Source organism: Pseudomonas sp. TUM25319 (genome assembly GCF_056388475.1).
On record NZ_CM150751.1, the window covers coordinates 1,700,374 to 1,712,784 of the forward strand.

The window sequence follows — 12,411 nt, forward strand, 5'->3', positions numbered from 1 at the left end:
GACAATCGGACAAGTGTGCCGTATCCGCGCAAGTTCAGCAAAAACCGGCCTGGTCATGAAAAATAATTTATGTCTGCCTTATACTCGGTCCGCCGTTTGCAGGAATATTCGGCAAGCGGTGTACGCAGGAGTGCGAATCTCCTGTTGACAAGGCGAGTCCAAAATAAAAATCCGGAGTGTTACTGATGTCGTCTCGTGAGACTGGAAGTGTGAAATGGTTCAATGACGCCAAAGGCTATGGCTTCATTCAGCGTGAGGGCGGTGCGGACGTCTTCGTTCATTACCGCGCGATCCGGGGCGAGGGTCACCGTACCCTGCTCGAAGGGCAACAGGTGGAATACAGCCTGACCCAGGGCCAGAAGGGTCTCCAGGCCGAAGACGTAGTCGGTCTCTGAGCCTTTAGCGACGAGCGACAAGCTGCAAGTTGACCGCGCCAGACTTGCAGCTTGCAGCTTGAGACCTGCCGCTTCGTCAGTGGGTTCTCCAGGTGATTTCCTCTTCACCGTCAGCGCTGATCCTGATCCAGCGATCGGCATCTTCCTCGCCTTCTTCCTCGACCCAGGTGCCCGGTGCACAGCGCACTTCGACGTTCAGCGCAGCGAATGCGGCGCGGGCGCAGGCGATGTCGTCTTCCCACGGTGTCTTGTCACTTTCCAGGTAAAGACTGTTCCATTTTCCTACGGCCTTGGGCAGCCAGGTAACAGGAATGTCACCGGCGGTGCACTTGAAGGTCTGCCCCTTCTGTTTCCATTCGCTGCACGGACCCAGTGCCGCCTCCAGCCAGGCGGCGATCTGTTTGTGGTCGACGTCGGCGTCCTTCAGGTAAATCTCGATATCGGGTTGGCGCATGGGATTCTCCGCAAAGGCTCAGTCTTGCAGCACGAAATAGTCGTAGCGCATTGAAACGGTGACTTCCAATGGCTCGGCCTGGTCGATTACTGCCGCACGGCGTTCGGCGCTGGCGCGCCAGCCGTGCGGGGTCATGGCCAGGAGGTTGGCACGGTCGGCAGGGCGGGTGAGGCTCAGGCGAAACTCCAGGACCTCACCATGGGCGTGGTGCATGTCTGCCGGGACCAGCGCCAGGTGCTTGTCATCGGCGTAGTCGCGCACCTCGTCGTAGAGCTGCTGGCGCAGCTCCATCAGGTGGCCGCGGGTCGGGCCGACCCGCATCAGGCCGCCGCCGGGGCTGAGCAGGCGGCGGGCCTCCTGCCAGTCGAGCGGGCTGAAGACGCTGGCGATGAACTGGCAACTGGCATCGGCCAGCGGCACCCGGGCCATGCTCGCCACCAGCCAGGTCAGCGCCGGATTGCGTTTGCAGGCGCGCTTGACCGCCTCGCGGGAGATGTCCAGCGCGTAGCCATCGGCCTGAGGCAGTGCTTCGGCGATCTGCGCGGTGTAATAGCCTTCGCCGCAGCCGATATCCAGCCAGCGCCCGGGCGCGCGCTCGGCGGCGAGTTCGGCCAGGCGCCCCGCCACCGGCGCGTAATGGCCGGCATTGAGGAAGTCGCGACGTGCTTCGACCATGGCCTGGTTGTCGCCGGGGTCGCGGCTATTCTTGTGCTGCACCGGCAACAGGTTCAGGTAGCCCTGGCGGGCACGGTCGAAACGGTGGCCGGCGGGGCAGCCGACACCGTTGTCGAGGGCGCGCAGCGGCTCGTTGCAGATCGGGCAGGTGAGCATCAGGCGAGCAACCGGGTCAGGGTCTGGTAGTAGATCTCGGTCAGCAGGTCGAGGTCGCTGGCCAGGACCCGTTCGTTGACCTGGTGGATGGTGGCATTCACCGGGCCCAGCTCGACCACCTGGGTGCCGAGGGTGGCGATGAAGCGGCCGTCGGAAGTGCCACCGCTGGTGGAAGCTTCGGTATCGCGACCGGTGACCGCCTTGATGCTGGCCGACACGGCGTCGAGCAGGGCGCCCGGCTCGGTCAGGAAAGGCAGGCCGGACAGTGCCCAGTCGATGTCCCAGTCCAGTTGGTGCTTGTCGAGGATCGCCGCGACACGCTGTTGCAGGCCTTCGACGGTGGACTCGGTGGAGAAGCGGAAGTTGAACAGCGCGGTCAGCTCGCCCGGCACCACGTTGGTGGCGCCGGTGCCGGAGTTCAGGTTGGAGATCTGGAAGCTGGTGGGCGGGAAGAACGCATTGCCTTCGTCCCAGTGCTCGGCGGCCAGTTCAGCCAGGGCCGGAGCAGCGAGGTGGATCGGGTTCTTCGCCAGGTGCGGATAGGCCACATGGCCCTGCTTGCCGCGCACGGTCAGCTTGGCGCCGAGGGAGCCGCGACGACCGTTCTTGACCACGTCGCCCACCAGGGTGGTGCTCGACGGTTCGCCGACGATGCACCAGTCCAGGCGCTCGCCACGCTCGCGCAGGCGCTCTACCACGGCCTTGGTGCCATGGTGGGCCGGGCCCTCTTCGTCACTGGTGATCAGGTAGGCGATCTTGCCGCGGTGGTTCGGGTAGTCGGCGACGAAGCGCTCGGTGGCGACGATCATTGCCGCCAGGCTGCCCTTCATGTCGGCGGCACCGCGGCCGCAGAGCATGCCGTCGGCATCGATCAGGGCGTCGAACGGATCGTTCTGCCAGGCCTGCACCGGGCCGGTGGGGACCACATCGGTGTGGCCGGCGAAGCACAGCACCGGACCGTCCTGGGTGCCGTGGGTAGCCCAGAAATTGTCGACGTCCTCGAAGCGCATCGGCTCGAGCATGAAACCGGCGTCGCCCAGGCGCTGCATCATCTGTTTCTGGCAATCGAAGTCGAGCGGGGTCACCGAGGGACGGCGAATCAGGTCGCAGGCCAGTTCGAGGGTGGGCGAGAGTTCGGCGGCGGCCGTCATGGGGGACTCCGGGAGCAAGGCAGGGGGTACGATTTTGGGGCGTTATCTTATAGCAAAAGCGCTGGCGAAGATGCACCGCTTGCCTGCACACAGCCAGAAACCCCTGTGTGGCCGTGCGGCGCTCCCACAGGGGCGGTACAGAGAAGGTCATGCGGCCGGAGCAGGCTCCACGGCATCCGCCGGCTTGGGCAGCGACGACAGCAGCGCCATCACCAGTGCCGCCACATACGGCAGCGACTGCACCAGCAGCATCGCCACCCAGAAGCGCATGTCGTTGCTCGGCAGGCCCTGGACCAGGTAGATCCCGGCTGCCGCGCCCCACAGCAAGAGCATGATGAACAGTTCTTCCCGCGCTTCGGAAATCGCCACCAGCACACCGTGGCTATCGGCATTCTTCGGGGTACGGAAGAACGGGATGCTGCTGGTGAAGAAGCCGTACAGCACCGCCTTGGCGATGGTGTGGGACAGTGCAAGCCCCGCCAGCGCTGCCGCGAAGGCGTCCTTCAGGTTGACCCCCACCGCCCGGCGATAGAGGAAGACGATCTTGGCCACCTTGAACACGAACAGCGCCAGTGGCGGGATGGCGAAGATCAGCAGCGGCGGGTCGACCCGCTGCGGCACGATGATCATCGCCGCCGACCACAGCAACGCGCCGACGGTGAAGAAGATGTTCATGCCGTCGGCGATCCACGGCAGCCAGCCGGCCAGGAAGTGATAACGCTGGCCTCGGGTCAGTTCGGTGTCCTTGCCGCGCAGCAGGCTGGCGGTGTGGCGCTTGATGATCTGGATCGCGCCGTAGGCCCAGCGGAAGCGCTGTTTCTTGAAGTCGATGAAGGTGTCCGGCATCAGCCCCTTGCCATAGCTGTGGTGGGCGTAGGCGGCGGAATAACCTTTCTCGAACACCCGCAGGCCCAGTTCGGCGTCCTCGCAGATGCACCAGTCGGCCCAGCCCAGCTCTTCCAGCACCGAACGACGGGTCATGGTCATGGTGCCGTGCTGGATGATGGCGTCGCGGTCGTTGCGGGTGACCATGCCGATATGGAAGAAGCCCTTGTACTCGGAGTAGCAGAGCTTCTTGAAGGTGCTCTCGTTCTGGTCGCGGTAGTCCTGCGGCGACTGCACCACGGCGATTTTCGGGTCGGCGAAGTGCGGCACCATGTGCTTGAGCCAGTTGCGGTCGACGCAGTAGTCCGAGTCGATCACCGCGATCACTTCGGCGTCCTTGGCGGTGTGCGGGATCAGGTAGTTCAGCGCGCCGCCCTTGAAGCCGGCCAGCGGCGAGACGTGGAAGAACTTGAAGCGCTCGCCGAGCAGTTCGCAATGGGCCTTGATCGGCTCCCAGACGGCCGGATCCTTGGTGTTGTTGTCGATGATCAGGACTTCGTAGTCCGGATAGTCCAGGGCGGCGAGGGCGTTGAGGGTCTGTTTGACCATCTCCGGCGGCTCGTTGTAGCACGGCACGTGTACCGACACCTTGGGCCGATAGGCGTCATCGGAATGTACCGGCAGGAATTCGCGGCGCCGTTTGTTCCAGACGGTTTCGGCCAGTTCATGGGCCTCGGTCAGCAGCACGATGAACACCCCCAGCGCGCCGAGGGCGAGCAGGAAGCCCACGGTCAGGCTGAACCAGGTGCTGTACTGCTGGCTGTAGTCGTAGCCGATCCATACCAGCACCGAACCGCAAAGGAAGGCGATGAAGGTCAGGAAGGTCCGGCCGCGCTGGCGCAGGGCCGAACCGTCGATCAGCAGCAGGGTCAGCGACAGCAGGGCCAGCACCACCGAGCCCACTGCCAGCACCCGCCATTGCGGGATCGCCACCACCGGCCCCTCGAAGTTGAACTTCTGTTGCCGCGCGGCGTTGAACACGCCCCAGTAGGCGCCCACGGAGCCTTCGTCGCTGGCCTTCCACGGCTGGTCGTAGGCTTCGATGACGAAGTAGTTGTAGCCCTGGCGGTTGAGCTTGTTGACCAGGGTGCGCAGGTAGATCGCCTGGTCGGCCTGGGTGGCATCGGCGCCGCCGCGCATGCGGCCGTTGCTCGGCCAGCCGACTTCCGACAACAGCAGCGGTTTGCGCGGGAACATGCGTTTGAGATCGCGGGCGCGGTCCAGCACGAACTGGCCGGCGTCCTTCATCGGGATGAATTCCCAGTACGGCAGGATGTGCGCGGCGATCAGGTCAACGTGTTTGGCCAGTTGCGGGTTCTTCTCCCAGATGTGCCACTGCTCGCTGGTGGTCACCGGCACTTTAACCGCAGCGCGGACCCGGTCCAGGTAGACGATCAGTGCCTCGGGGGTGATCTCCTCGCGGAACAGCGCCTCGTTGCCCACTACCACGCGCACGACGCTACGGGTGGTGTTGGCCAGTTCGATGGCTTTCTCGATTTCCCGCTCGTTGCGCTCCTGGTCCGGGCTGATCCACACCCCCAGTGTCACCCGCAGGCCGAACTCCTCGGCCAGCCGCGGAATTTCCGCCTGGGTGCCTTCGACGGTGTAGGTCCGGATACTGTCGGTCAGCTTGCTCAGCTGTTCGAGGTCTTCACGCAATTCCGCTTCGGTAGGGTACTGGCCCTTTTGCGGGCTTTCGCCGAGACGGAAGGGGGAATAGGAGAAACCGGAGATCTGTTCCGGCCAGTCGGGGGCGGAGACGGGGCGGTTGATCAACGCCCAGAACCCGGTGAAAAGCGCGGCGATCGCCATGACAATCACCAGGTTGAGACCAAATTTACGCGATGGCATAGGTAGTTCGGGTTCCGGAGAGTGGAACGGGCCAGCGCCAGAGGCGCGGATCCAGGGAGTGACCTGATCGTGGAATGAGCGTTCTCGATCCGGTAGCCGTTGGATTTTATCCAGAGGGTGAAGTTCTGGATCCCGTTGTATGTCGTCCAAGACTTTTTGCAGCGTAGGACACGTCACCGGACATTAAAGCAGCATTCTTGCCATCATTACCAATGCCCGGGCCGCCGGGCGGGCTGTCATTGGCCGCGCACGGGCCTATAATGCGCGCCGGTTTTTTGCGGGGTGTGCGTCATGAGTAGTGAAGATCCACGGTTTGCCGGCATTGCCAGGCTCTACGGCCTGGAAGGCCTGCAACGCCTGCGCGCCGCCCACGTGGCGGTAGTCGGCATTGGCGGCGTCGGTTCCTGGGCGGCAGAAGCCCTGGTGCGCAGCGGCGTTGGCGAAATCTCCCTGTTCGATCTGGATGACGTCTGCATCAGCAACACCAACCGCCAGTTGCACGCCCTGGAGGGCAATGTCGGCAAGGCCAAGGTGGACGTGACTGCCGAGCGCCTGCGCGCCATCAACCCGGCCTGCACCGTGCATGCCGTGGCCGACTTCGTGACCCGCGACACCATGGCCGAGTACATCACCGAGCAACTCGACTGCGTGATCGACTGCATCGACAGCGTGATGGCCAAGGCGGCACTGATCGCCTGGTGCAAGCGTCGCAAGATCACCATCATCAGCACCGGTGGCGCAGGCGGGCAGATCGACCCGACGCAGATTCAGGTCGCCGACCTCAACCGCACCTACAACGACCCGCTGGCCTCGCGAGTGCGTTCGACCCTGCGCCGCGACTACAACTTCTCGCGCAACACCAGCCGCAGCTACGGCGTGCCGGTGGTGTTTTCCACCGAGCAACTGCGTTATCCGCAACCGGATGGCAGTGTCTGCCTGGACAAGAGCTTTGTCGGCGAAGGGGTCAAGCTGGACTGCGCCGGCGGTTTTGGCGCGGTGACCATGGTCACGGCCACCTTCGGTATGGTGGCTGCGAGCAAGGCGGTGGACAAGCTGGTGGCCGGAGCGCGCCGCCCGGCCGAGCGCAAGCCGGCTCAGGCGCCGGACGCGAGCTGAGCCATGCGTTGCAGCACGGCGTTCAGGCCGTTGCTGCGTGAGGGTGAGAGTTGCCGGCCCAGGCCGAGCTGACTGAACCAGTCGAGCAGGTCCAGTTGCCGCAGCTCGGCGCTGGACAGGCCTTCGACCCGCACCAGCAACAGCGCCAGCAAGCCGCGGATCAGCCGCGCATCGCTGCCGGCGGCGAAACGCCAGCGCCCTTGCTCTTCATGGGCCACCAGCCACACCTGGCTTTCGCAGCCATGGACGCGGTTGGCTTCGGACTTTTCCTCGTCGCTCAGCGGCAAAAGCCGTTCGCCCCATTGCATCAGCACGCGGGCGCGCTGTTCCCAGCCGGCGGCGCCGGTAAAGGCGTCGAGGGCATCCTGTGCGGCCGGAGAAAGGCTCATCGCAGCAGCTCCAGGGCCTGGTCCAGTGCCTCGAAGAAGCGCTGCAGGTCGTCCGAGTCGTTGTACAGGCCCAGCGATACGCGGATCGCCCCATCCAGGCCAAGGCTGTTGACCAGCGGCATGGCGCAGTGATGACCGGCGCGCACGGCAATACCCTGTTCGGTGAGCAGGTGTGACAGGTCGGCGTTGTGCACGCCGTCCACCACGAAGCTGGCCAATGCGACCTGTGGCTCGCCCAGCAGGCGGATGCCTTCGCGATCGCCCAGGCCACGCAACAGGTGGCGGTGCAGGGCGGCTTCGTGTTCGGCCACGGCGGCCTGGTCGAGGCTGGCGAGGTAATCCAGGGTGGCACCCAGGCCGATCACGCTGGCGATCGGCGGCGTACCCGCTTCGAAGCCCAGCGGCGCCGGGCGGAAGCTGGAGTCCTGATAGCCGGCCAGTTGCACCATTTCGCCGCCGAACTGCCAGTGGTGCAGCAGCGCCAGGGCTTCGTGGCGACCGTAGAGCAGGCCGAGGCCGTCCGGGCCGTAGAGCTTGTGGCTGGAGCAGACGTAGAAGTCGCAGCCCAGCCGGCTGACGTCATGCCGGCCATGGACCACGCCCTGGGCGCCATCGACCACCGTCAGTGTGCCTTGGGCGCGGGCGTGATCAAGCAGCGGTTGCAGCGGCTGCCAGGTGCCCAGCACGTTGGACAACTGGCTCACCGCCAGCACCCGCGTGCGCGGTCCGATCAATTGCAGCGCGGCGTCCAGGTCGATCAGGCCACGGTTGTCCACGGGCAGGATCACCAGCTTCAGGCCGCGGCGTTTGGCCAATTGCTGCCAGGGCAGCAGGTTGGCGTGGTGTTCGAGGGCGCTGACGGCGATTTCCTCGCCCGCCTCGAAACGGTGTTCGAGGGCGTAGGCCAGCAGGTTGAGCGCCGAGGTGGCGCCATGTGTGAAGACGATCTGCCCGCTGCTGCCGGCATTGAGCCAGGCGGCGGCCTTGTCGCGACTGGCCTCGAAGGCCTGGGTTGCCAAAGCGCCGGGCAAATGCTGGGCACGGTGCACGTTGGCGGCGCCATGGGCGTAGTAATGGCTCAGGGCATCGAGCAGGGGCTGGGGTTTCTGAGTGGTTGCAGCGCTGTCCAGATAGGTCTGGTGCTGGCGTTGCAGGGCGGCGATGGCGGGAAAGTCAGCGCGCCAGGGAGAGGGTTGGAACATGTTCGTAGGGCCTGGATATCGGGTCTGGCGAAAGGCCAGACCCGATCGTACCACTTAGTTGTGGGCGTGCAGTGCTTCGTTCAGCTCGATGGCCGACTTGTGGGTCTTGCACTCGACGGCGCCGGTTACCGAGTTGCGGCGGAACAGCAGGTCGGTCTGGCCGGCCAGGTCGCGGGCCTTGACCACTTTCACCAGCTGGTTCTGCTCGTCGAGCAGTTGCACCTTGGTGCCTGCGGTGATGTACAGGCCGGCTTCGACGGTGTTGCGGTCGCCCAGCGGGATGCCGATACCGGCGTTGGCGCCGATCAGGCAGCCTTCGCCAACCTTGATGACGATGTTGCCGCCGCCCGACAGGGTGCCCATGGTCGAGCAGCCGCCGCCCAGGTCCGAGCCCTTGCCGACGAAGACGCCCGCCGAAACGCGGCCTTCGATCATGCCCGGGCCTTCGGTGCCGGCGTTAAAGTTGACGAAGCCTTCGTGCATGATGGTGGTGCCTTCGCCGATGTAGGCACCCAGGCGTACGCGGGCGCTGTCGGCGATACGCACGCCGCTCGGCACGACGTAGTCGGTCATCTTCGGGAATTTGTCTACCGAGAACACTTCCAGCAGCTCGCCCTTGAGGCGCGCTTCCAGTTGCTGCTCGGCCAGTTCGGCCAGATCGACGGCGCCCTGGCTGGTCCAGGCGACGTTCGGCAGCAGTGGGAAGATGCCGGCCAGGCTCAGGCCGTGAGGCTTGACCAGGCGGTGGGAGAGCAGGTGCAGCTTGAGGTAAGCCTCAGGAGTCGAGCTCAGGGTGGCGTCTTCGGCCAGCAGGGTAGCGACCAGCGGCTTGCTGCTTTCGGCCAGGCGGGTCAGCAGGGCGGCCTGGACCGGGTCGATCGACTTGACGGCTTCGGCCAGTTGGCCGGCCTGGGCCGGGCTGAAGGCGATGGCCTGGTTGCCACCTTCGTAGCCCAGCAGCGGGGTGACGGCGGCGACCAGTTCGGCGGCCGGGTTGAGCAGGGGTTGCGCGTAGAAGACTTCCAGCCAGGCGCCTTGACGGTTTTGGGTGCCGACGCCGAAGGCCAGGCTGAACAGGGAAGTGGACATGCAGTTACCTCGTACTGAAATTGATTGAAAGCGGGCGGCTCACTTCAGGGCGGCCGCGTACAGGTCCGGTTTGAAGCCCACCAGGGTCTTGCCGCCCAGGTCGAGTACCGGGCGCTTGATCATCGACGGTTGGGCGAGCATCAGGTCGACGGCTTTGGCCTGGTCGAGGTCGGCCTTCCGGGCGTCGTCGAGCTTGCGGAAGGTGGTGCCGGCGCGGTTGAGGACGACGCTCCAGCCGTGCTCGTCGCACCAGCGCTCGAGGCTGTCCCGGTCGATGCCCTGGGTCTTGTAATCGTGGAAGTCGTAGTCGATGGCTTGTTCTTCCAGCCAGCTACGTGCCTTTTTCATCGTGTCACAGGCTTTGATGCCGTAAAGAGTGTAAGCCATTGATCATCAAGGGCTGCCGGGCTTTCCCCAGGCAACCCCGCAACTCCTCGGAATTTTGGGTGGGCTGGATTATGCGGCATCGAAAGGCACGGCGCCACGGCTGTGGCGCCGCCATCGGACATGCGTCTATCGGTTGGCGCCGAGCAATTGCCGGGACTCGATGAAAATCACCCCGGCATCCTCCATTTCCGCCATTGCGCGCTCCAGCGAGCCGTCGCTGTCGATGGCCCGGCAGGCATCCAGTACCACGTAGGTGACGAAGCCCTTGCCGCGGGCATGCAGCGCTGTCCAGGCAACGCAGAAGTCCAGCGCCAGGCCGACCACGAAGACAGTGGAAATCCCCTTTTCCTGCAGGTAGCCGGCCAGGCCCGTGGTGGTCTGCTGGTCGGCCTCGGTGAATGCCGAATAGCTGTCCACCGCCGGATTGCCGCCCTTGCGCACAATCAGTTGGGTGTGGGGGATGTTCAGGTGCGGGTGGAACTGTGCGCCTTCGCTGCCCTGGATGCAGTGGTCGGGCCATAGCACCTGCGGGCCGTAGGGCAGATCGATGACCTCGAACGGCTTGCGCCCAGGGTGGCTGGAGGCGAACGAGGCGTGGCCGGCGGGGTGCCAGTCCTGAGCCTGCACCACGTTGCGAAAACCGCTGGCGATGCGGTTGACCAGCGGCACGATCTGGTCGCCGCCGGTGACAGGCAGGGCACCACCGGGGATGAAGTCGTTCTGCACATCGATCACGAGCAGGGCGCGATCGGGGCTATCGTTGTTCAGGGTTGCGGCCATCGGACGTGCTTCCTTGTAATCACGGTCTGGGAGGGTAAAACCGACGCGGATGGATAAAGCGCTTGCGTAGCATGATGTTACATATTCCCCGCCGGCCTGCGACTTATGTTCAGCGGTCGCTTGGGGGACGAGGTCGTTACTATATGTGTCCAATGGCCCACGCCTGTCCAGCGTGCCCACGGAATGCTTTCGAATCGAACAGGAAACACGCCACATGCAGTCAGCCTATACCGTCCTTATCCTGCTGATGCTGGTCAGTGTCTCCAAGCTGGTGGGGCGGATGATTCCCCTGCCGCTGCCTCTGGTACAGATTGCCGCCGGGGCCTTGCTTGCCTGGCCGACCCTTGGCCTGCACGTGGCCCTCGACCCTGAACTGTTTCTCTTCCTGTTCCTGCCACCGCTGCTGTTTTCCGATGGCTGGCGCATGCCCAAGCGCGAGCTGTGGCGCCTGCGCGGGCCGATCCTGACCCTGGCGGTGGGCCTGGTGCTGTTCACCGTGGTCGGCGCCGGCTACTTCATCCACTGGATCATCCCGACCATTCCGTTGTCGGTGGCCTTTGCTCTGGCCGCGGTGCTGTCGCCGACCGACGCCGTGGCGGTCTCGGCCATCACCCAGGACCGCCTGCCCACGCCGCTGATGCACATGCTGCAGGGCGAGGCGCTGATGAACGATGCCTCCGGCCTGGTGACCTTCAAGTTCGCCCTGGCCGCTGCCATCACCGGTGTATTTTCCCTGGCCGAGGCCAGCCTGACCTTCGTGCTGGTGGCGATCGGCGGATTGGCCATCGGTGTCGCCCTGAGCTGGCTGGTCGGTCGTCTGCGCGCCTGGATGATTGCCCGGGGCTGGGACGATCCGGCGACCCACGTGGTGTTCATGTTGCTGCTGCCGTTCGCGGCCTATGTGCTGGCCGAGCGCCTCGGTGCATCGGGCATTCTCTCGGCGGTGGCCGCGGGGATGATGCAGAGCTGGCTCGACCTGCTGCCGCGCCAGACCAGCACCCGCCTGCTCAACCGCAGCGTCTGGTCGCTGCTGGAGTTCGCCTTCAACGGCCTGATCTTCCTGCTGCTGGGCCTGCAACTGCCAGACATCATCAAGGCCGTGACCAGTCATGAGGCCTCGCTGTGGCCGACGCTGGCCTGGCGCTGCCTGGACGTGGTGGCGATCTTTGGCGTGCTGGTGCTGCTGCGCTTTGTCTGGGTGCAGAGCATCTGGCGCCTGATCGGCCAGGTTCGGCGCTGGCGCGGCAAGTCGGAACTGGTGCTGTTGCCCGATGCGCGCTCCTGCTGGTTGCTGACCTTGGGCGGTGTGCGCGGTGCCGTGACCCTGGCCGGTGTCATGTCGGTGCCGCTGCTGATTGCTGCCGGCAAGGGTTTCCCCGAGCGCGACCTGCTGATCTTCATTGCCGCCGGGGTGATCCTGTTGTCGCTGGTGTCGGCGTGCATTGCCCTGCCGCTGCTGCTGCGTGGCGTCGAGAAGAGCGCGGACGACGCCCTGCAACAGGAGGCCGACGATGCCTGGCGGCGTACCGCCGAGGCGGCGATCCACGCGCTGGAAGCCGAGGAAACCGCCGAGCCCGGCGCGCCTCAGGACGCGTCCCAGGCGGCCCTGGCGGCGGAACTGAAAGCGCGACTGATGGCCGAGTACCGCCAGCAACTGGATGCCTACAACGACAGCGCCGAAGCCCGTGCCCTGGCCGAGCAGATGGACCAGCTGGAGCGTCGTTTGCGCTTGCGTGCGCTGCGGGCGCAGCGCCTGGAACTGTACCGGCTGCACCGCCATCACGAGATCGGCGATGACGTGGTGCGCAAGGTGCTGGGAGAGCTGGATATGAGCGAGGCGAATCTGGGGCAGGTGAAATAGCCGAAGCGGGGCAGCCATCC

At 65.0% G+C, this 12,411-nt stretch carries 12 protein-coding genes; 3 read left to right on the forward strand and 9 right to left on the reverse strand.

All coding sequences use genetic code 11. The annotated features are described in order from the left end of the window. Nucleotides 1–185: 185 nt before the first annotated feature. Complete coding sequence (locus tag AC05QJ_RS07785; RefSeq protein ID WP_009395290.1) at nt 186–395, forward strand: cold-shock protein; 210 nt, start codon at nt 186–188, stop codon at nt 393–395. A gap of 76 nt (nt 396–471) precedes the next feature. Here AC05QJ_RS07785 and AC05QJ_RS07790 read toward each other — a convergent pair whose 3' ends face one another. The 4 genes from AC05QJ_RS07790 to AC05QJ_RS07805 form a co-directional block, all read right to left on the reverse strand. Continuing rightward, the gene (locus AC05QJ_RS07790; RefSeq protein WP_476746325.1) at nt 472–849 is read right to left on the reverse strand and encodes a hypothetical protein; all 378 of its coding nucleotides are present in this window, start codon (nt 847–849) and stop codon (nt 472–474) included. A gap of 18 nt (nt 850–867) precedes the next feature. Then, a complete protein-coding gene (locus AC05QJ_RS07795; protein WP_476746326.1) occupies nt 868–1,680 on the reverse strand; it encodes a putative RNA methyltransferase in 813 nt (270 codons plus the stop codon). Beyond that, nucleotides 1,680–2,831 carry a succinyl-diaminopimelate desuccinylase gene (gene dapE, locus AC05QJ_RS07800; RefSeq protein ID WP_476746327.1) on the reverse strand — a complete coding sequence of 384 codons (1,152 nt, stop codon included), beginning with the start codon at nt 2,829–2,831 and terminating at the stop codon, nt 1,680–1,682. Before dapE ends, AC05QJ_RS07795 begins: the two co-directional genes overlap by 1 nt. Nucleotides 2,832–2,978: 147 nt before the next feature. Beyond that, nucleotides 2,979–5,567, reverse strand: coding sequence for a glycosyltransferase (locus AC05QJ_RS07805; RefSeq protein WP_476746328.1), 2,589 nt, complete (start codon nt 5,565–5,567; stop codon nt 2,979–2,981). A gap of 291 nt (nt 5,568–5,858) precedes the next feature. Here AC05QJ_RS07805 and tcdA point away from each other — a divergent pair, with 291 nt between their 5' ends. Continuing rightward, nucleotides 5,859–6,683 (forward strand): tRNA cyclic N6-threonylcarbamoyladenosine(37) synthase TcdA, encoded by an 825-nt coding sequence (tcdA, locus tag AC05QJ_RS07810; RefSeq protein WP_476746329.1) that lies wholly within the window; start codon nt 5,859–5,861, stop codon nt 6,681–6,683. Here tcdA and AC05QJ_RS07815 read toward each other — a convergent pair. The 5 genes from AC05QJ_RS07815 to pncA form a co-directional block, all read right to left on the reverse strand. Beyond that, nucleotides 6,662–7,072, reverse strand: coding sequence for a SufE family protein (locus tag AC05QJ_RS07815; protein WP_476746330.1), 411 nt, complete (start codon nt 7,070–7,072; stop codon nt 6,662–6,664). The two genes, tcdA and AC05QJ_RS07815, sit on opposite strands and share 22 nt — an antisense overlap. Next, nucleotides 7,069–8,274 carry an aminotransferase class V-fold PLP-dependent enzyme gene (locus tag AC05QJ_RS07820; protein ID WP_476746331.1) on the reverse strand — a complete coding sequence of 402 codons (1,206 nt, stop codon included), beginning with the start codon at nt 8,272–8,274 and terminating at the stop codon, nt 7,069–7,071. The genes AC05QJ_RS07815 and AC05QJ_RS07820 overlap by 4 nt, the downstream gene beginning before the upstream one ends. Nucleotides 8,275–8,328: 54 nt before the next feature. Beyond that, the gene (dapD, locus tag AC05QJ_RS07825) at nt 8,329–9,363 is read right to left on the reverse strand and encodes a 2,3,4,5-tetrahydropyridine-2,6-dicarboxylate N-succinyltransferase (protein ID WP_476746332.1); all 1,035 of its coding nucleotides are present in this window, start codon (nt 9,361–9,363) and stop codon (nt 8,329–8,331) included. Between the two features lie 39 nt (nt 9,364–9,402). Next, entirely contained in the window at nt 9,403–9,750 is a 348-nt protein-coding gene (locus AC05QJ_RS07830; RefSeq protein WP_476746333.1) for an ArsC family reductase, read from the reverse strand. Between the two features lie 126 nt (nt 9,751–9,876). Then, complete coding sequence (gene pncA, locus AC05QJ_RS07835; protein ID WP_476746334.1) at nt 9,877–10,530, reverse strand: bifunctional nicotinamidase/pyrazinamidase; 654 nt, start codon at nt 10,528–10,530, stop codon at nt 9,877–9,879. A 214-nt stretch (nt 10,531–10,744) separates the two neighbouring features. Between pncA and AC05QJ_RS07840 the strand changes: the two genes are divergently transcribed. Beyond that, complete coding sequence (locus AC05QJ_RS07840) at nt 10,745–12,391, forward strand: Na+/H+ antiporter (RefSeq protein WP_476746335.1); 1,647 nt, start codon at nt 10,745–10,747, stop codon at nt 12,389–12,391. Nucleotides 12,392–12,411: the final 20 nt, after the last annotated feature.